Annotated in this window: 21 protein-coding genes; 10 read left to right on the top strand and 11 right to left on the bottom strand. The window is 62.0% G+C overall.

The window, feature by feature from the left end; translation table 11 throughout:
* Nucleotides 1-19: 19 nt before the first annotated feature.
* The 3 genes from ppk2 (at nt 20) to PXK07_RS02540 (ending at nt 2,619) form a co-directional block, all read left to right on the top strand.
* Nucleotides 20-937: a polyphosphate kinase 2 gene (ppk2, locus tag PXK07_RS02530; protein ID WP_274846616.1), complete on the top strand. Its 918-nt coding sequence runs from the start codon at nt 20-22 to the stop codon at nt 935-937.
* A gap of 73 nt (nt 938-1,010) precedes the next feature.
* The gene (locus PXK07_RS02535) at nt 1,011-1,655 is read left to right on the top strand and encodes a DUF1007 family protein (RefSeq protein WP_274846617.1); all 645 of its coding nucleotides are present in this window, start codon (nt 1,011-1,013) and stop codon (nt 1,653-1,655) included.
* Nucleotide 1,656: 1 nt separating this feature from the next.
* A complete protein-coding gene (locus PXK07_RS02540) occupies nt 1,657-2,619 on the top strand; it encodes a nickel/cobalt transporter (RefSeq protein WP_274846618.1) in 963 nt (320 codons plus the stop codon).
* Between the two features lie 48 nt (nt 2,620-2,667).
* Here PXK07_RS02540 and PXK07_RS02545 read toward each other — a convergent pair whose 3' ends face one another.
* Complete coding sequence (locus tag PXK07_RS02545; protein ID WP_274846619.1) at nt 2,668-3,966, bottom strand: alpha/beta hydrolase family protein; 1,299 nt, start codon at nt 3,964-3,966, stop codon at nt 2,668-2,670.
* Nucleotides 3,967-4,159: 193 nt separating this feature from the next.
* On the opposite strand from PXK07_RS02545, the gene PXK07_RS02550 reads away from it, so the two are divergent.
* Entirely contained in the window at nt 4,160-5,524 is a 1,365-nt protein-coding gene (locus tag PXK07_RS02550) for an MATE family efflux transporter (RefSeq protein WP_274846620.1), read from the top strand.
* Between the two features lie 9 nt (nt 5,525-5,533).
* Here the strand turns inward: PXK07_RS02550 and PXK07_RS02555 are convergent, their stop codons facing one another.
* Entirely contained in the window at nt 5,534-5,944 is a 411-nt protein-coding gene (locus PXK07_RS02555) for a hypothetical protein (RefSeq protein ID WP_274846621.1), read from the bottom strand.
* Between the two features lie 15 nt (nt 5,945-5,959).
* On the bottom strand, nt 5,960-7,162 hold the full coding sequence (locus PXK07_RS02560) for a pyridoxal phosphate-dependent aminotransferase (RefSeq protein WP_274846622.1): 1,203 nt from the start codon (nt 7,160-7,162) through the stop codon (nt 5,960-5,962).
* Between the two features lie 99 nt (nt 7,163-7,261).
* On the opposite strand from PXK07_RS02560, the gene PXK07_RS02565 reads away from it, so the two are divergent.
* The 3 genes from PXK07_RS02565 to PXK07_RS02575 all read left to right on the top strand — a co-directional run bounded on the left by PXK07_RS02565 (nt 7,262) and on the right by PXK07_RS02575 (nt 8,514).
* Nucleotides 7,262-7,660 (top strand): helix-turn-helix domain-containing protein, encoded by a 399-nt coding sequence (locus PXK07_RS02565; RefSeq protein WP_274846623.1) that lies wholly within the window; start codon nt 7,262-7,264, stop codon nt 7,658-7,660.
* Nucleotides 7,661-7,674: 14 nt separating this feature from the next.
* Complete coding sequence (locus tag PXK07_RS02570; protein WP_274846624.1) at nt 7,675-7,938, top strand: succinate dehydrogenase assembly factor 2; 264 nt, start codon at nt 7,675-7,677, stop codon at nt 7,936-7,938.
* Nucleotides 7,939-8,016: 78 nt separating this feature from the next.
* Complete coding sequence (locus PXK07_RS02575; RefSeq protein ID WP_274846625.1) at nt 8,017-8,514, top strand: MarR family winged helix-turn-helix transcriptional regulator; 498 nt, start codon at nt 8,017-8,019, stop codon at nt 8,512-8,514.
* A gap of 386 nt (nt 8,515-8,900) precedes the next feature.
* Here PXK07_RS02575 and PXK07_RS02580 read toward each other — a convergent pair whose 3' ends face one another.
* The 3 genes from PXK07_RS02580 to PXK07_RS02590 all read right to left on the bottom strand — a co-directional run bounded on the left by PXK07_RS02580 (nt 8,901) and on the right by PXK07_RS02590 (nt 11,878).
* Nucleotides 8,901-9,329: a VOC family protein gene (locus tag PXK07_RS02580; protein WP_274846626.1), complete on the bottom strand. Its 429-nt coding sequence runs from the start codon at nt 9,327-9,329 to the stop codon at nt 8,901-8,903.
* A 72-nt stretch (nt 9,330-9,401) separates the two neighbouring features.
* On the bottom strand, nt 9,402-10,826 hold the full coding sequence (locus PXK07_RS02585; RefSeq protein ID WP_274846627.1) for a surface lipoprotein assembly modifier: 1,425 nt from the start codon (nt 10,824-10,826) through the stop codon (nt 9,402-9,404).
* Complete coding sequence (locus PXK07_RS02590; protein ID WP_274846628.1) at nt 10,826-11,878, bottom strand: hypothetical protein; 1,053 nt, start codon at nt 11,876-11,878, stop codon at nt 10,826-10,828. Before PXK07_RS02590 ends, PXK07_RS02585 begins: the two co-directional genes overlap by 1 nt.
* 243 nt (nt 11,879-12,121) lie before the next feature.
* On the opposite strand from PXK07_RS02590, the gene PXK07_RS02595 reads away from it, so the two are divergent.
* Both PXK07_RS02595 and PXK07_RS02600 read left to right on the top strand, forming a co-directional pair.
* Nucleotides 12,122-12,955: a thymidylate synthase gene (locus PXK07_RS02595; protein WP_274846629.1), complete on the top strand. Its 834-nt coding sequence runs from the start codon at nt 12,122-12,124 to the stop codon at nt 12,953-12,955.
* Between the two features lie 16 nt (nt 12,956-12,971).
* Nucleotides 12,972-13,466 (top strand): dihydrofolate reductase, encoded by a 495-nt coding sequence (locus tag PXK07_RS02600; RefSeq protein WP_274846630.1) that lies wholly within the window; start codon nt 12,972-12,974, stop codon nt 13,464-13,466.
* Between the two features lie 118 nt (nt 13,467-13,584).
* Here the strand turns inward: PXK07_RS02600 and PXK07_RS02605 are convergent, their stop codons facing one another.
* Nucleotides 13,585-13,791, bottom strand: a complete 207-nt coding sequence (locus tag PXK07_RS02605) for a cold-shock protein (protein WP_192966197.1) — start codon at nt 13,789-13,791, stop codon at nt 13,585-13,587.
* Between the two features lie 212 nt (nt 13,792-14,003).
* Here PXK07_RS02605 and PXK07_RS02610 point away from each other — a divergent pair, with 212 nt between their 5' ends.
* Entirely contained in the window at nt 14,004-14,321 is a 318-nt protein-coding gene (locus tag PXK07_RS02610) for an arsenate reductase family protein (protein WP_274846631.1), read from the top strand.
* A gap of 86 nt (nt 14,322-14,407) precedes the next feature.
* Here the strand turns inward: PXK07_RS02610 and PXK07_RS02615 are convergent, their stop codons facing one another.
* The 4 genes from PXK07_RS02615 to PXK07_RS02630 form a co-directional block, all read right to left on the bottom strand.
* On the bottom strand, nt 14,408-14,974 hold the full coding sequence (locus PXK07_RS02615) for a DoxX family membrane protein (protein WP_274846632.1): 567 nt from the start codon (nt 14,972-14,974) through the stop codon (nt 14,408-14,410).
* Nucleotides 14,975-14,985: 11 nt separating this feature from the next.
* Nucleotides 14,986-15,735 carry an HvfC/BufC N-terminal domain-containing protein gene (locus PXK07_RS02620; RefSeq protein ID WP_274846633.1) on the bottom strand — a complete coding sequence of 250 codons (750 nt, stop codon included), beginning with the start codon at nt 15,733-15,735 and terminating at the stop codon, nt 14,986-14,988.
* Nucleotides 15,732-16,619: an MNIO family bufferin maturase gene (gene bufB, locus PXK07_RS02625; protein ID WP_274846634.1), complete on the bottom strand. Its 888-nt coding sequence runs from the start codon at nt 16,617-16,619 to the stop codon at nt 15,732-15,734. The genes PXK07_RS02620 and bufB overlap by 4 nt, the downstream gene beginning before the upstream one ends.
* An 87-nt stretch (nt 16,620-16,706) precedes the next feature.
* On the bottom strand, nt 16,707-17,012 hold the full coding sequence (locus tag PXK07_RS02630; RefSeq protein ID WP_274846635.1) for a BufA1 family periplasmic bufferin-type metallophore: 306 nt from the start codon (nt 17,010-17,012) through the stop codon (nt 16,707-16,709).
* Between the last annotated feature and the right edge of the window lie 147 nt (nt 17,013-17,159).

Below are 17,159 nucleotides of genomic sequence, written 5' to 3' on the forward strand. Positions count from 1 at the left end.
GATTTATTAGGAGTACCAGATGCCGACATCCCCCCCTCAGCCCCAAGCCCCAGCGAATGGCCAGACCGACAGCGCCGCAACCAAGCCCGCGCCGGACGAGATCCGCCGTGCCTTTGAAAGTGGCAAATACCCCTATGCCCGCAAGATGGCCCGCAAGGCCTATGAGGAAGAAAAGGCCAAGCTGCAGGCCGAATTGCTCAAGGTGCAACATTGGGCGCTGGAGACCGGCGAGAAATTCGTGATGCTGTTCGAAGGGCGCGATGCGGCCGGCAAGGGCGGAACCATCAAACGCTTCACCGAACACCTAAACCCGCGCCACGCACGGGTGGTGGCCCTGAACAAGCCAACCGATGAAGAACGCGGCCAGTGGTATTTCCAACGCTACCTGCAGCACCTCCCCACCAGCGGCGAAATCGTGCTTTATGACCGCTCCTGGTACAACCGGGCGGGCGTTGAGCGGGTGATGGGCTTCTGCGAACCCAGCGAATACCTGGAGTTCATGCGCCAGACGCCGGATCTGGAGCAGATGCTGGTGCGTTCGGGCATCCGGTTCTACAAATACTGGTTCTCGGTCACCCAGGACGAACAGCTGCGCCGCTTCAAATCCCGCGAGACCGATCCGCTGAAACAGTGGAAGCTGTCGCCCATCGACAAGGCATCGCTGGACAAATGGGACGATTACACCGAGGCCAAGGAGGCGATGTTCTTCTATACGGATACCGCCGATGCCCCCTGGACCGTGGTGAAGTCCAATTGCAAGAAACGCGCGCGTCTGAACTGCATGCGCCATTTCCTGAGCACGCTGGACTATCCAGACAAGGATCCTGCAATCGCCACGGCACCGGATCCGTTGATCATCGGCCAGGCGCATCATGTGATCCACAGGTCCGACCACATCCTTGGCAAGGCGCTGCATCCCGACACCCGCATGCGCTGACTCTTGCCACTGCGCACGGGCCACTGCAGGGGGAGCGCTTGCCGGTCTGCTCAGGGGTCGCTAAACCTTTGAAATGACCCTGATCCAAGCCCGCCTTGCAGCCTGTGCCGCCCTGATCTTTGCGCCTGCCGCCGTGCAGGCGCATCCGCATGTCTTTGTCGACACGGGGCTTTCGCTTTCCGTTGACGGGGACGGGCGGCTTGATGCGGTGGAAGTCACATGGGTCTATGATGAATTCTATTCGCTCCTCGTCTTCGAGGATCTGGGTCTTGATGGCGATATGGATGGCCGGTTGAACCCGGCCGAATTGGGCCTTCTACAGGGGTTCGACCTGCGCTGGACCGCGGGCTATGTCGGCGATACCTATCTGAGCCGCAATGAGGCGCCGATTGCCTTGGGTGCGCCCGAGCATGTCTCGACCGAGGTCGTGGACGGGCGGATCGTCACCCGCCACCGGCGCCCCCTCCAGCAGCCTGTCGCGGCGGATGGGGTGACCATCAAGGCCTATGATCCCACCTATTATACGGCCTATACCGTCACCCAAGAGGTATCGGTCAGCCCGGGATGCCGGGTGGACATCACGCCGCCGGATCTCGACCGGGCCTATACTCTGGTTGAAGAGCTGCTCTATGCCATGCCCGCCGATCAGGCCGAGACCGCCTACCCAGAGGTGGGCGCGGCCTTTGCGGACACTGTTCTGTTGATCTGCGAGGGGTGACATGCGGATCCTGACGGCTGTTCTTGCCCTCGCCGTTGTTGCCGTGGCTCTCTGGCTTTGGGGATTTAGTGGCGCACAGGACGTTTCACGCTGGGCCGCCGAGGGGCAGCGCGAGGCGCAAAACGCTCTGGCACGCGGGCTGAGGGCGCTGAAGGCCGGGCAACCGGGGGCGCTGATGTCGCTCTTGTCCTTGTGTTTTGCCTATGGGTTCTTTCATGCGGCCGGACCGGGGCACGGCAAACTGGTGATCGGAGGCTATGGCATCGGCAGGCCGGTTGCCCTGGCGCGGCTGGCCGGGCTGGCGGTGGCCTCGTCCCTGGCGCAGGCGGCCACGGCGGTGGTTCTGGTGGCCGGTGGCCTGGTCGCGTTCGACTGGAGCAGGCAGCGTTTGACCGACGTGGCCGAGGGGGTCCTGGCGCCGATATCCTATGGGCTGATTGCCTGTCTGGGGCTTTACCTTGTGTTGCGCGGCGGGCGCCGATTGTGGGCGTTGCGTCCTGTCGCTCGCGCCCAAGAGCTGCATAAAGATCATGCGGGATGCGACCACGGGCCTGTGCATGAGCATAATCATCACGACCACGACCATGATCATGGTGGCACCTGTCCCAGCTGCGGGCACCGGCACGGCCCGACCCTTGAGGAAGCGGCACAGGTCCACGGTCTGCGCGATGCCCTGGCGATCATTGGTGCGGTCGCGATGCGTCCCTGTACCGGGGCGGTGTTTCTGCTGTTGGTGACCTGGCGGATGGATGTCCTTTACGCCGGGATCGCGGGGGCCTTTGTGATGGGGTTGGGAACCGCCAGCGTGACAGTTGCCGTTGCCGTGGCTTCGGTCTTCCTGCGCGAGGGCAGTCTGCAGCGGTTGCAGGGGCGCGGGGCACTGGCCCTTGCTGCCGGGTTGGAACTTTTGGCCGGTGCGGTGATTGCCGCCTTGGCGCTGCAGATCATGCTGCGCGCGCTGTGACATAGCCCCCGCCGCAGGATGCAGGCCAGCGGCGGGGCGCATGCCTTTTTATTTCCCTTTGGGCAGGGTTTCGAAGGTCAGCCCCTGCGCGGTGCGCGGCGCAAAGCCTTTCCAGTAGCTATGTCCTGCTTGTTGCTTGCCGTTATCATCCAGATCGACGACGCCATCGGCGGCGCGCACAATGAGGTCAAGATAGGCGGCCTTCTCCGCATCGCCCTTCAGATGCAGATCCATATAGGCAGTGGCGAAATGCTGGGCGATATTGTTCATCCGGTTGGTGTCCCAGACCGCATCCGCATAGTGCTCGAAGGGCACGAAATCGAGCTTGTCCGACGGCTCCCAGCTTTCAATGGGGGCGGGCATGGGGGCCGCGGCATTGTGATTGGCCGCCTCAAAGGTCAGCAAGTGTCGGGTGGTATTGACCATGCCTTCGAAGATCTGCCGCATGGCGGGGTATTTGGATACATCGTCGGCGCCGCCCGCCATCATCAGGATGGGTTTTTCGACACCAGCCAGCCCGGTGGCGTCCCAGAAACCGGTATTCATGCCCCAGGGGCCGATGGAGATCACCGCCTTGACCCGCTCGTCGATCAGCGCGGCGTGGCTGTCGGACCCGGCCTGGTGGCGCTTGAGCAGGCCCGCGGGGGTGCCCCAGCTGTATTCGGTAGAGGCTTCGGTCACCCCGGCCCCTGCAAAGATCAGCGCCCCGTAGCCCCCCATGGAATAGCCGATCACCCCTGTCTGCGTGGTATCGGTGATCTCGCCCAACGGCCCTTCCAACGCGGCCATCTGATCGATGACGAACTTCTGGTCCAAGGGGCGGTTCAACAGGGTTGAGCCAAAGGCCGCCTGATCGGAATAGGTGCTGTCGGTGTGATCGATAGAGACGGTGACATAGCCCTTGGAGGCAAGGTTTTCGCCCAGGTGAGACATCAGGTAACGGTTGCCCGGATAGCCGTGCGAGATCACCACCAGAGGAAAACGCGCTCCGCTGACCGGCGTGGCGGCACGGGTGGCGCGGCCCCGCAGAGTGGTGGGCGTGACGCCATCGCGCAGCACGGTCTGATAACTGCCGCCCGCGGCGGTTGCATCTGCCGCCGGATACCAGACCTCCACCGTCAGCGGGCGGTCATAAAGCGGCTGGCTGTCCGCCGCGGTGTTCAGAATGTCATGCTGGCCCGGATTGACGAACTCCAGCGTCTGAACGCCGATTGCATAGCTACCAAAGGCTGCCAGCTCCGGGGCGTCCGGGCGGATCCGGTCAATCCGGTTCTCTGCTGATGCCGCGCCTGGCGCAGCTGCGGCCAGACCTGCGGCAAGGCCGATCACGGTAAACTGTTCGCGCATGAATGCTCTCCTGTTCAATAAGTGGGACAACGGTAGTCCGCGCACCCGGCATGTGAAGTGATTGTTGCGTGAATTCTTGGTGACACTGCGTCACCGACAGGCGCCTCCCAAACCTGTGGCTGGAGATGGGCGTGGCGCAGAAAACCGGTTGATACCTATTGCCAGCCCTCTTTGCCGGGCATAAGGCGGATCCATGGAGACCAGGATAGCATATCGTGACCATGCCCGTGCCGTGGCGGTTCTGGGCCTGCCCCTGATCGGTGGGCATGTGGCCCAGTTTGCGATCGGAATGACCGACACGATCATGCTGGGATGGTATGGCGCCGAGGAACTGGCGGCGGTGACATTGGCCGGCTCCTATTTCTTTGTCTTTTTCATGCTGGGTGCCGGCTTTGCCTTTGCGGTGATGCCCCTGGTGGCCGCAGCGGCCGGAGCAGGGGAGGAACGCCAGATCCGCCGGACCACCCGCATGGGGCTGTGGCTGTCGCTGGGCTATGGTGTCATCGCGCTGCCCGCCATGTGGTATTCCGAGCCGATCCTTCTGCTCTTGGGGCAAAAACACGGGGTGGCTGCCGATGCGGCAACCTACCTGCGGCTTGCCGGGTGGGGGCTGTTCCCGGCCTTGTTGGTGATGGTGCTGAAGTCCTACCTGGCCGCCCTGGAGCGCACCCAGATTGTCCTGTGGGTCACCGTTCTGGCCGCGGTGCTGAATGCTGTCGTCAACTACGCGCTGATCTTTGGCAATCTTGGCGCCCCCGAAATGGGGATCGAGGGGGCGGCGCTGGCGTCGATCCTGACCCAGGGCGTGTCGCTTGTTGCCATCCTGATCTACGCGCTGCGGGCCTTGGCCCAACATGAGCTGTTGCGCAACTTTCACCGTCCCGACTGGGAGATGCTGGGTCTGGTGTTTCGCCTCGGCCTGCCGATTGGTCTCACCAATCTCAGCGAGATCAGCCTGTTCACCGCCTCGGCGATGATGATGGGCTGGCTGGGCACGGCCACTCTGGCGGCGCATGGGGTTGCCATCACCCTGTCGGGGCTGACCTTCATGGTACATCTGGGCCTGTCCAATGCGGCAACGATCCGCGCCGGGAATGCCTTTGGGCGGCGGGATCGCTTGCATATGGCGCGGGGCGCACGGGTGGTGATCGTCCTGTCGCTGGCCATGTCCCTGGCGACGATCGTGCTGTTCCTGGCAGCGCCGGATCCGTTGATATCGCTGTTCCTGGCCCCCGACGATCCCGACAAGCCGCAGATCCTGCTGATCGGGGCCGGGCTGCTGGCCGCCGCGGCCCTGTTTCAGCTGATGGACGGCATGCAGGTCGTGGCCCTGGGGCTGTTGCGAGGGGTGCAGGATACCGGGGTGCCGATGGTCATTGCCGCGCTGAGCTATTGGGCGATCGGTATCCCGGCGTCCTACCTCTTTGGCTTCACCTTCGGCTGGGGCGGTGTCGGTGTCTGGTACGGGCTGGTCATCGGGCTGAGCTGCGCCGGGTTTTTCCTGCTGTTGCGGTTCTGGCGACGGTCGATCCTGACGGTGCCTTCGCCTGCGCAGTAAGCAGGAGGATCAGTCCTTGCGCTGGCGCATCAACCGATCTGCCTTCTTGCGCACCAGAACGCTGCGCAGATCGTGCATCGCCATCAACAGCGCATCGGTGACCTCCTCCAGCTGCGCGTCGCTGGCCCGGCTCTGCACCCAATGGGTGGTCAGGTTCAGATGGTCCACGGCGCGATGGATATCGTCCACCTCGCGCCGGGCCAGCGTTTCGCTGCGCTCGTCCATCCAGGCCTTGATCTCGGCCAGGTCGCGAGAGCTGAGTTCGCGATCCCCGTGGGCGCGAATCTCGCCATTGCGGATGTTCACAACCGCGATCTGATCCATGTCGATCCGTCGCTGCCGGTTTTCCGTATCCACCCGGAACACGAAGGCGCCGTTGTCGCGGACGCGGAAGTAATACTCTGGCAGCGCGGTCGACATGGGGATTTCTCCGGTTCAGCTCAGACTGTCACAGAAGCTTTTGATGCGGCGGCAGGCCTCCACCAGGGCTTCATCCGAGGTGGCATAGCTGACGCGGAAATTCGGCGACAGGCCAAAGGCCGCGCCAAAGACCACGGCCACATCCTGCTCGGCCAGCAATGCGGTGGCAAAGGCCTCGTCATCGGCAATGACCGTGCCCTTGGGGGAGGTCTTGCCAACCAGCCCGGCGATCGAAGGGTAGACGTAGAATGCCCCCTCTGGTGTGGGGCAGGTGATGCCGTCGATTGCATTGAGGGCGCTCACCACCAGATCCCGGCGGCGTTTGAAGGCGACGTTGTTTTCCGCGATGAACTCCTGCGGACCGTTCAGCGCCTCTACCGCGGCCCATTGGCTGATCGAACAGGGGTTGGAGGTCGATTGCGACTGCACCTTGCGCATGGCGGCGATCAGATGTTCGGGGCCCGCGGCATAGCCGATGCGCCAGCCGGTCATGGCATAGGCCTTGGAGACGCCATTGCAGGTGAGCGTGCGCTCATAAAGGCCCGGCTCCACCTCGGCCGGGGTGCAGAACTCGAACCCGTCAAAGACCAGATGTTCATACATGTCATCGGTCATCACCCAGACATGCGGATGGCGCATCAGCACATCGGTCAGCGCCTTCAACTCGGCCCGGCTGTAGCCTGCGCCGCTGGGGTTGGACGGGGAGTTGAAGATGAACCATTTGGTTTTTGGTGTGATGGCGGCCTCAAGCTGTTCGGGCGTCAGCTTGAAACTGTTTTCCAGCGTGGCCTCTACCGCAACCGGCGTGCCGCCTGCCAAGAGCACCATATCCGGATAGCTGACCCAATAGGGCGCCGGGATGATGACCTCGTCACCGGGGTTCAGGGTGGCCATCAGCGCGTTATACAGCGTCTGTTTGCCGCCGGTGCCGACCGAGACCTGGCTGGGCGTGTAGGTCAGCCCGTGGTCGCGCTTCATCTTGGCGCAGATCGCTTCTTTCAGTTCAATGATCCCGTCAGGCGCGGTGTATTTGGTCTTGCCCGCTGCAATGGCGGCGACGGCGGCATCCTTGATGTTCTGCGGTGTGTCGAAATCCGGTTCACCCGCGCTCAGGCCGATGATGTCGCGGCCCTGCGCCTTCAACTCGCCCGCCAGGGTGCTGATCGCGATGGAGGGTGACGGTTTCACGCGAGAAAGTGTTGCGGACAGGAAAGACATGGCAAAAGGCCTCGGTTTGAATGTTGCTGGCAACTGTCATAGGGTGCGGCCAAATCACGATCAAGCGGCATCGGCCCAATCGATCAAGGGAGAGCTAAAATGGCCAATGAAACGACAGACTGGTTCGGCCCCGATGCTGCGACCTTCGGGGATCGGGTGGCTGCGGCGCGCGAGGCGGCCGGCATGAACCAGAGCCAGCTGGCGCGGCGGCTCGGGGTCAAGAAATCCACGCTGATGGGCTGGGAGCAGGATCTCTCCGAGCCACGGGCCAACAAGCTGTCGATGATGTCGGGGCTGCTCAATGTCTCCATGAGCTGGCTGTTGACCGGCGAGGGCGAAGGCATGTCCGAACCCGGCGATCTGGAGCTTGAGACAGGCGATTTCGCCGCCGTGCTGAGCGAGCTAAGGGATCTGCGCACTGAGCTGCGTGCCAATTCCGACCGCGCGGCGCGGCTGGAAAAGAAACTGCGAACCCTGCTGCAAAACGCGGCCCAATAAGACGAGCGATTCTGATGACAGAACAGATGGAAACCCGTGAAAATCGACTCAAAAGGCTGCGCATGCGCTCGATGCGGCGCGGCATCAAGGAGATGGATATCCTGCTGTCTGCTTTCGCGGATGCAAATCTGGACGGTATGGATGCGGCTCGGCTTGATCTCTATGACCGTCTGCTTCATGAGAACGATCAGGATTTATATCAATGGGTTACGGGGCAAGTCGGCGCGCCTGAAGCCTTTCGGGACCTGGTGCACGACATATCGCAAACCTATCAATAATCATAAAAATCCAGCTTAACTGATTTTTCGGGAATTGTCTGCATTCTCTGTCTCAGCAAATTCGAGTCGGAGATGCGCATGAGTATGGAAATGCCAATTGGCCAGCAGGACCGCAAAGGGTTCATGACTGGCTATCTTGAAGCGCTGGCACTGGTGGAGCGTCTGCATCGCCTGCTGCTGGATGTGATCAAGGATGAATTTGAACGCGTCGGCGTTCTGGAAATTAATGCGGTGCAGGCGCTGCTTCTGTTCAACATCGGGGACAATGAGGTCACCGCTGGCGAGTTGAAGACGCGCGGCTACTATCAGGGCAGCAATGTCAGCTACAACCTGAAGAAGCTGGTGGACATGGGCTATATGCATCACCAGCGTTGCGAGATCGATCGCCGGTCCGTGCGTGTGCGTCTGACGCCGCGTGGCCGCGAGATTCGCGACATCGTAGCGGGTCTGTTCTCCCGTCATGCCGAAGGCCTGGAAGGCAAGGGCGTGATCAGCGGCGAAGGGATCGATGACATCACAACCGCATTGAAACGGGTAGAGCGTTACTGGTCTGACCAGATCCGCTATATCTACTGACCTTTTGCGCAGGCGTTTCTGGACCGCATGACGGTCTGCGGCAAGAATTGCTGCCCTGCCTGCCAGATCGGCGCTTTGGGACTAAAGCTGCAAAAGGCAGCCACATTTCACCGACTTGAAGAATTCAAGGTTTGGACATCAGCGACGCCAGAACAGTTCCCCCAAAACGGGGCGTCGCTCAGGTAAGAATACCTCCCCCCAGATCACACCCCCAAGCGCCCGGACGGAAACGGTCCGGGCTAGGCGCATAAGCGGCAGCCGCTGTCATCAGGCGGTATCAGCTGCAGCAGTCACGGTAGGTTCAGCCTGCGAGCGCCAAGGTCAAGTCAAGACTAAACAAGGCGGCCCGATGGGCCGCCTTTGTCATAATGACATGTTGCGTCTGCTCACCAGTGGCCGGTGCTTTCCATGCTGGCCCAGGGTTCGGCAGGCTCCAGCGCGTCGCCGTTTTGCAGCAGTTCGACCGAGACATTGTCCGGCGAGCGGACAAAGGCCATGCGCCCATCCCGCGGCGGGCGATTGATGGTGACCCCGTTGTCCTGCAGATGCTGGCACATCTCGTAGATGTTATCGACGCCATAGGCGAGATGCCCGAAATGGCGGCTGTCGCTGGGCAGGCCGTCGTCGCCGTCCCAGTTGTAGGTGAGTTCGATCGGCGCTTCGTGCTGTCCGGGAGGGGCCAGGAAGATCAGCGAGAAGCGGCCTTCTTCGCTGTCGTAGCGGCGTGTCTCTTCCAGGCCCAGGAGCTTGAAAAAGGCCATGGACTTCTCCAGATCCTTCACCCGGATCATGGTATGCAGATAGGTAAGGGGCATCAGTTGTTCCCTGGTCAGATTTCGCTTGGGGGAGAGCTTAGCTGTCAGGGCGGGAAAGTCGAGGGGCGGAGCTCAGAACGCAGACTGAATGCCGAAATTCACGCCAAATCGATGCGATTCGTAGAGGCCGATATTGCTGTCCACCTTGGCGGCAGACATCCGAAGCGTCGGGTTGAAACCGTAGTAGTCGATCTTGTTGAACGTGAGGGACAGATCCGCCTGGAAGCGGTCATCCTGTCGTCCGTCCGGGCTATGGGGGGACTGGTCGTAATCGCGGATGCGTCCCCATAGGCCGAATTGCGCGGTTGCTCCGAAAATGGGCTTGGCCAGCGTCAGCTGAGTGCGGACGCCGATTTCCTCGAATTCATCGGCAGCCCGGTTCGAGGTCGCTCCGGCAAGGGTCAGATTGGTCCAGAGCGCGGCACCGGACGGCAGCTTGAAACTGTAGGACATATCGGCGCGCCAGGTGCTTTGATCGCTGGTGAGAATCCCGTCCTGGATTTCATGCGACAGGCGCGCGTTGATCCTGCGGTCCCGGTCTAACTTGAAGCTTTGACCGGCTGACAGGCGTAGGAAGCGCGCATATTCCTCACCGCCGTACCAGCTTTGGCCAAGGTCCGCCGCCGCGCGAAACTCGCCCTTCTGGCCTAGGTTGATGCCGCGCAGCCCATAGCCGATCTGATAGGAGGTGAAGGCAAAATCATTGCCCTCCACGCCAGGCGCCTGGGCCTTTGCCTCTGAGGACAGCGTGTAGCTGCGGGCAGTCAGCGAAAAGGCCAGATCATGCGCCCGCGTGGCGGTCTGGTGAAACCTGTATCTGGACTGCAGCCCCAGCGCATATTCGATTCCCGAAAGCGCGCGCTGGCTTCCGCCCAGTTGATACTCGACCGGTTGTCCCAGCAGCAGTTCGGACAATTCGTAATTCAGGAAGGAAGAGCGTTCGGAGGAGCCGTTGTTGATATTGGATTCCGGGGAAACCGAGAATGAGAACCGGTGCAGCCAGGGGGTGCTGGCGCGCAGATAGCGGAAATCCCGCACCGCCCGGCGCTCCAGGTGCTTGTCGGGTGCGTGTTCGACCGCCCGGCGCAGCCAGAATTGCGCCAGGGTGCGTTGACCGCCCGAGGACAGCGCCTGCGCCATGATCAGGGCAGCGGCGTATTTCTCTTCCTCTGTTTCGGAAAGGGTCCAGGCCTGTTTGGCCGCCTTGCGCGCCAGGGTGTAATCGCCCAGGTCCCGTGCGGCACGGGACCTGATCAGCAGGGCCGAGCGGTCATGCGGGTCGCGCGCAATCAGCGCATCCGCAAGCGCCATGGCCTGCCTCGGGTTGCGCAGGCGCAGCAAATCGGCCGCCGCAGTGCGCATCTGCGGCGGGGTCAGCACGGTGCGGTCTTCGGGGGCTGCGGCCAGCGGGCCGCTGCCAACCCAGGGCAGGAGCGCGCAGAACAGCAGCGCCGCCCCCCGATGTGCTGATTTTCCTATGCGCCGGGCGCGCCGCATTAGGGGACGTTGTTGTAGACGATGAAGCCGCCGGTTTCACGGGTCGAGGCGGCGATCGGATCCAGGGTGTTTTCCAGAACGACAACCCCGACGATCTCCTCGGCATCGTCGCCGGACACGATGGCGTAGTAATTGCCGGTCTCGTAGATCTGCAACTCGCCGTTTGCATCGGTGTATCTGCTGTGCAGCGTGCCGATGATCTCGCCGTTTTCGTCCAGGTTGTTGGGGCCGACATCGAAGGTCACGACCGGGATGCCCGATAGGGTCAGGTTGTTGTCGGCGTTGATCCGGTTGATGACGTCACTGGTGATGTCGGCGCCGTTCATATCGTAGATGGTGCGGTTGGACAGGGTGCCGGATACCGCGTCTCCGCGTCCGCCCGTGGTCGGGTTGAAATCGTCAAAGTCGATGGCGATCTGCACATCCGCCGTGGTGTATTCGAGGCCGCCGGAGCCGTTGAAATCGCGGATCCCGGCCAGCGTGCCATTGTACTGCGCCTGCCCGGAGGAGGGCAGGGTGACGGCGTTGTCGCGCTGATAGATGAAGCCACCGAACCCGTAATCCGCATAGGCGCCGGTGCGCACGATGGCGAACTGGGTATTGCCCGAGGTGCTGACGCCATAGATGGCGCGATGGGTGAACTGGTTGATCGCCTCACTGTCGTTGATGTCGGTGTATTGCGCATCCGCCTCGTAGACCGCAAAGGGCCCCAGGCTGCTGACCGCAGAGCCACGGGCATAGGTTCCGTCACCGTCAAAGGCGAGGTTGTCGACCGAGAAGGTGTCGTTGCGCCGGTTGTAGCTGATGTCGGTGGCATAGCCGTTGCCGTCATAGGGCTCTTCGGTGCTGGTGCCTTCACGCCGGAAAATGCCGACTTCCGGAGCGGGTGAGGCCGTGCCTGGCGGGATACCATCGCTGTCGATGCCCGTTCCGGTGTCGGTGCCTGTGTCGGTCCCGGTGCCTGCGTCCGTCGTGTCTTCGGAGAACGGATTGCCACCCCCGCATGCGGATAGCGCAAGCGCCGCAATAAATGCGCCTGTGATCTTGTTCATGATGTGCCTGCCTCTGCTCGAAGTTCTCGGCGTTTTTTCTTCACCCTTTTCTGCTGCAGGCGAAAAGTCAACGGGTTTGCGCCTGGGCGTGCGGCTTTATGCGGAAGGCTGACTGGAAAGCCATAGTCCTATGTGTTTGTCTGGCCGCCGGGCCTTGGCGTGACCGCGTGCAACGGCTATGACCGTGGATAAAGCGGCCCGCCAGGTGGGCAAGGGCTGGTAAGGGGCGGCAAGGGGGAAAACATGCAGCAATATCACGATGCATTGCGCCATATTCTGGATCACGGTGTGCCAAGCAGTGACCGCACCGGCACCGGCACGCTGTCCTGTTTCGGCATGCAGGCGCGCTATCCCCTGGCCGATGGGTTTCCGCTGGTCACCACCAAAAAGTTGCACCTGCGCTCGATCGTTCACGAGCTGCTGTGGTTCCTCTCCGGCGATACCAATATCCGCTATCTCAAGGACAACGGCGTGTCGATCTGGGATGAATGGGCCGATGAAAACGGTGACCTGGGGCCGGTCTACGGCTACCAGTGGCGCCGGTTTCCCCGGCTGGAGCTGGTTCCCGGAACCACCGGGGATGAGCCGCTCTATCGTGCGGGCAGCGTCGATCAGATTGCCGATCTGGTGCGGATGATCGAGACCTCTCCCGACAGTCGTCGCCTGATCGTTTCCGCCTGGAACCCGGCGGATGTCCCCGATATGGCGCTGCCGCCCTGCCATACCCTGTGGCAGGTGCGCATCCTGGGCGGCAAGCTGCATCTGCAGCTCTATCAGCGCTCTGCCGACATGTTCCTGGGCGTGCCCTTCAATATCGCCTCTTATGCGCTGCTGCAGGCGATGCTGGCCCATGTGACCGGCTATGAGGTGGGGGATTTCATTCACACCATGGGCGATGCGCATATCTACACCAACCATATGGATCAGGTGCAGGAGCAGCTGTCGCGCACGCCAAAACCCCTGCCCAGCCTGCGGATCAAACGGGAGGTCACGTCGATCTTCGATTTCCGCTACGAGGATTTCGAGTTCCTGAACTACGATCCCGATCCGGCGATCAAGGCCCCGGTGGCGGTCTGAGCGGTAAGGACGAGAGATGATCACTTTGATTGCAGCCCGCGCCCGCGATGGCGCCATTGGCAAGAACAATACCATTCCCTGGCACGCGCCAGAGGATCTGAAGGCCTTTCAGCGGGAAACCCTTGGGGGCGCCATCATCATGGGGCGCCTCACCTGGGACAGCCTGCCGGTCAAGCCTTTGAAAAACAGGCTGAACATTGTCGTATCATCTGATCCGAAGGCTGCCGAGACGGTCTGCGCCTCAATCGATGAGGCCATCGACTTGGCCTATGGGCGGGGATACCGGCGCATCTACGGGATCGGCGGCGCCGGGATCTATGGCGCAATGATGGAGCGCGCCGACCGCCTATTGATCACCGAGGTGGATCTTGCGGTTGAGGGGGCCGATACTTTCTTTCCCAAGTTTGCAGAGCAGGATTGGGCACGCATCGGCACAAGCACCCTGCGCCTGGAAGAGCCGCGCTGCACCTTGGTCGAATACCTCAGGATCCCGGGTCAAGATCCCGCCTGAAGATCGCTGTGCGGGCGGAAGGCCCTGAACAGCCCTGTCTTCATCCGCGTGCTGGGAGGGCGGCTCGATCGAACAAGGTGGGCAGAATTGTTGAGGCTATGATCACGCCCGCAGGCGGTCAGAGTTCGACCAGCTCACCGGCCATTTCGCGACCGTCGCGACCTTCGGTGAGTTGATAGCCGACTTTCATATTGTCAGCGAGCCCTTTCAATCCGGATCTTTCGACCTGAGAGATGTGAACAAAAACATCCTTGCCGCCGGTGTCGGGTTCGATAAATCCGTAACCCTTTGTGGTGTTGAACCATTTCACGGTGCCACTTGGCATTTCCCGTGTCTCCTTCTACCTTAATACTCCCCCGAACAGGTGCGGGGTATTCACAAATAGCCTGACCAAGGCGCCGGATGTGCGAAGACAAACGAAACCCAAACATGGTAAAGCGCCATCAACTGTTGCAGGTATGATGCGAAAATCAAGGCTGGGATCCGAATTCTACCGCAAATTGCGCCTGCGAAGTGAACGGGAGAGATGACTGTAAGATGCAGCTTTTTGGATTGAAGACCTGCGATACCTGCCGCAAGGCGCTGAAACTGTTGCCGGAGGCGCAGCTTGTCGATGTCAGAAGCGAGGGCGTGCCGGATGCGATCCTTGAGCAGGCGCTGGCCGCCTTTGGGGACAAGCTGGTGAACACGCGGTCCACGACCTGGCGGGGGCTCAACGAGGCAGAGCGCGCAGAGGCGCCGCTTGATCTGCTGCGCAAACATCCGGCGCTGATGAAGCGACCGCTGATCGAAAAGGACGGAACCCTGTTCCTGGGCTGGGACAAGTCCGTTCAGGCGGCACTTCTACCGGAGTGAGCGCCGAGCACAGTGGAATAGCCAAAGGCCATCCCGATTTCTCTTGTCGGGATGGCCTTTGCTTTGTCACTGGCACATGCGGCTCATCAGGCCGGGACCTGTTCCATCTGCCTGTCGCGCAGCAGCGCATCGACCGACAGGGCGCCGGCACCCTTGACCACCAGAAGGCTCAACAGGAAGACCCAGAACAGCCGCTGATCCAGGATCACGCCATCGGGAAAGCGGTCGAACCAGGCGCCCAGGGTTTTGAGGTCGGTGCCATGGTGGCCGTAGATATCGGTGAGGGACTGCACCACCACAAAGCCGATCATGCCGAGCGCCGCCAGCCGGGTGAACAGCCCGATGATGAGCAGCAGGGGCAGGATGAACTCGGCCCAGGTGCCCGCGATCACCACCAGCCAATGGAACACACCCAGTTGCGAGACGTCATAGCCGACCGCCTCTAGCTGCTTCGGGAAGATCTGCGAATAGGCGCCGATGGAGGGCGAGAACAGGCCCAGAATGCCGTCCCCGAGCTTGGTCACGCCCGAGACCCAGAAATACATCAACAGGGTTGCGGCAAAGACGAACCGCGCAGCGATAGGCAAAAGCCAGCTGCCCGCGGTCTCGATCATCTCGAAGACCGCGTTGTGAAGCGAAACAACAGAACGCATGGGGATTTCCTTTATGTCATGAGATCGGTCAAACCGCCCCCCTCCAACAACAGGGCAAGCGGTGCGGATAGGTCGAAATCGGGGGCGATTTCGAGCGTGGTTTCAAAAGCCTCGCCGATGCTGTGCCCAACCCGCAGGGCAGCGATCCACTGGGCGGATCCCGGGGGCAGCGGCTGCGCCACCGGGTCAAAGTCTGGGCGGGTGATCAGCACGTCCTGGGCGCTGGCCTGGGGTTTCGGGGCGCCCTCTTGGGTGGCATAGCACCAGATATCAAACAGCGGCCAGTCGGATCTGAGCAGCTCCACCGCCGGGGCAAGCTGCAGGCGCGCGGCCATCAGCGCATCCGGGGAGAGGCCTGCCAAGCGTTCGGCGGGCAGGGGGGCTGCATCTGCCGCGTGGTAAGACCGGCGCAGGGCCAGCTCCAACCGGGCCACATCCGGCAGGTAGCCCAGATGCGACAGCTGGCGCATCCCGGCCAGGAAATCTGGAAATTCGCCGCCAAAATGCATCATCAGCGGGGAGGCGGGCGGATGCTGGCGCAGGTAAATCCCCGCCAGCCCGTCCATGTTCTCCTTGCCGAGCAGACTGGCGACAGCCGGGAAGCCTTCGTGCAGCGCTTCGGTTAGGGAGGCGGCGACATTGTTCCTGTAAACGGCAAACCGGCGCCCCGCCGGGCGTCCCGCAGCGTCCTGCAAGCCGCCGGGCACCGGGGCCTCGGGCGCAAGAAGCGCCTCGGCAAATTCCGTTTGCGACTGGGTCATGCCATCACCGCGGTGGGCGCCAGTTTCGACAAGGCCCAGTCGGCCCGCACCGCTTCGTTCAGCAGCACCGGCCAGTCCGGCACATCGGTGTCCCATTCGATCAGGATCGGCTTGGGGCCGGATTTGTCCAGGGTATAGTCCAGCAGCGACCAGACCGGATCCACCACCTCGCGGCCATGGCTGTCGATCAACAGCGGCGCGCCGTGATCGTCCTCATCCTCGTCATGGCCGCCCAGGTGGATCTCGCCCACCTTGTCGAGCGCGAAGGCGTCGATATAGCCGGTTGGGGAGAACTCCAGATTGGTGGCCGAAACAAAGACGTTGTTCACATCCAAGAGAAGCCCGCAGCCGGTGCGGCGGCTGACCTCGGCCAGAAAGTCTGGCTCGGACCAGTCGCTTTCGGCAAAGGCGAGATAGCTGGAGGGGTTCTCCAGCAGCATCTTGCGGCCAATGGCGTCTTGCAGCTGGTCGATATGCGCGCAGACACGGGAGAGCGTGGCCTTGGTATAGGGCAGGGGCAGCAGGTCGTTCAGGAAATGGCTGTCATGGGTGGACCAGGCCAGATGTTCGGAAAAGCTTGCAGGATTGAGCCAGCCCACGAGGGACTTGAGGCGGGTGAGATGATCCGCATCCAGCGGCCCTTCGCCGCCGATCGAAAGACCCACGCCATGAACCGAGATGGCGTAGCGCTCCGCCAGGTGGCGCAATTGCGCCAGCGGGCGCCCGCCATCTCCCATGTAGTTTTCCGCGTGGATCTCCAGCCAGCGCACCGGGCCGGGGCCGTCCCGGTGTTCGGGCGCGCGGATCAGGGCGTCGAAATGCTGCGGCTTGTAGCCCACACCGGGGGCGGCGGGCAGCCGGTCAGATCTGGTGCTGTCCAACATGGCGTATCCTGACACTTCGGGAAGAGAGAACATCAACAGGGATGGCGCGAAGGGCGCGATCCTGCGCCCCCCGCTAGGGAGAGAGGGTTATGCGGGCAGGTCGCGTTCCAGCGGTTCCAGCGAGCCCTTGCGCGCGGTGCCATCGGCCATTTCCGGCAGTTCGATATCAAGGCAGGTGCCCGCATCGACCAGCGTCCAGGCGTTGCCCTGGTAGTCGACAACCGAAGAGCCGGCGCAGGTGGTGCCGGGACCGGCGGCGCAGTCGTTCTTGCCGGCCAGCGAAATGCCATAGCATTTTTCCTTGCTTTGGGCGGCGGCAGGCATCGTGGTTGCTGCGGTCAGGGCTGCGGCAACGGCGCTGGCGACAGCAAGAGATTTGGCGTGCTTCGACATGTAAGTGTCCTCCTCGGTATGGGATGCGGTATCGATGTGATCCGCTTGGGGTACGAGAACACTCTAGCCCAGCTGCACAGCGCTTTGAATTCACGAGGCTGTGCCTCACGCGTGCGTCAGAACCCGTGACAGGTGAAATGCATTCAA

The sequence above is a fragment of the Phaeobacter sp. QD34_24 genome, from assembly GCF_028890115.1.
GTDB lineage: Bacteria > Pseudomonadota > Alphaproteobacteria > Rhodobacterales > Rhodobacteraceae > Phycobacter.

Coding starts and splice junctions, on each gene's coding strand:
- ppk2 (WP_274846616.1), top strand. CDS start 20: ATGCCGACATCCCCCCCTCAGCCCCAAGCCCCAGCGAATGGCCAGACC.
- PXK07_RS02535 (WP_274846617.1), top strand. CDS start 1,011: ATGACCCTGATCCAAGCCCGCCTTGCAGCCTGTGCCGCCCTGATCTTT.
- PXK07_RS02540 (WP_274846618.1), top strand. CDS start 1,657: ATGCGGATCCTGACGGCTGTTCTTGCCCTCGCCGTTGTTGCCGTGGCT.
- PXK07_RS02545 (WP_274846619.1), bottom strand. CDS start 3,966: ATGCGCGAACAGTTTACCGTGATCGGCCTTGCCGCAGGTCTGGCCGCA.
- PXK07_RS02550 (WP_274846620.1), top strand. CDS start 4,160: ATGGAGACCAGGATAGCATATCGTGACCATGCCCGTGCCGTGGCGGTT.
- PXK07_RS02555 (WP_274846621.1), bottom strand. CDS start 5,944: ATGTCGACCGCGCTGCCAGAGTATTACTTCCGCGTCCGCGACAACGGC.
- PXK07_RS02560 (WP_274846622.1), bottom strand. CDS start 7,162: ATGTCTTTCCTGTCCGCAACACTTTCTCGCGTGAAACCGTCACCCTCC.
- PXK07_RS02565 (WP_274846623.1), top strand. CDS start 7,262: ATGGCCAATGAAACGACAGACTGGTTCGGCCCCGATGCTGCGACCTTC.
- PXK07_RS02570 (WP_274846624.1), top strand. CDS start 7,675: ATGACAGAACAGATGGAAACCCGTGAAAATCGACTCAAAAGGCTGCGC.
- PXK07_RS02575 (WP_274846625.1), top strand. CDS start 8,017: ATGAGTATGGAAATGCCAATTGGCCAGCAGGACCGCAAAGGGTTCATG.
- PXK07_RS02580 (WP_274846626.1), bottom strand. CDS start 9,329: ATGCCCCTTACCTATCTGCATACCATGATCCGGGTGAAGGATCTGGAG.
- PXK07_RS02585 (WP_274846627.1), bottom strand. CDS start 10,826: ATGCGGCGCGCCCGGCGCATAGGAAAATCAGCACATCGGGGGGCGGCG.
- PXK07_RS02590 (WP_274846628.1), bottom strand. CDS start 11,878: ATGAACAAGATCACAGGCGCATTTATTGCGGCGCTTGCGCTATCCGCA.
- PXK07_RS02595 (WP_274846629.1), top strand. CDS start 12,122: ATGCAGCAATATCACGATGCATTGCGCCATATTCTGGATCACGGTGTG.
- PXK07_RS02600 (WP_274846630.1), top strand. CDS start 12,972: ATGATCACTTTGATTGCAGCCCGCGCCCGCGATGGCGCCATTGGCAAG.
- PXK07_RS02605 (WP_192966197.1), bottom strand. CDS start 13,791: ATGCCAAGTGGCACCGTGAAATGGTTCAACACCACAAAGGGTTACGGA.
- PXK07_RS02610 (WP_274846631.1), top strand. CDS start 14,004: ATGCAGCTTTTTGGATTGAAGACCTGCGATACCTGCCGCAAGGCGCTG.
- PXK07_RS02615 (WP_274846632.1), bottom strand. CDS start 14,974: ATGCGTTCTGTTGTTTCGCTTCACAACGCGGTCTTCGAGATGATCGAG.
- PXK07_RS02620 (WP_274846633.1), bottom strand. CDS start 15,735: ATGACCCAGTCGCAAACGGAATTTGCCGAGGCGCTTCTTGCGCCCGAG.
- bufB (WP_274846634.1), bottom strand. CDS start 16,619: ATGTTGGACAGCACCAGATCTGACCGGCTGCCCGCCGCCCCCGGTGTG.
- PXK07_RS02630 (WP_274846635.1), bottom strand. CDS start 17,012: ATGTCGAAGCACGCCAAATCTCTTGCTGTCGCCAGCGCCGTTGCCGCA.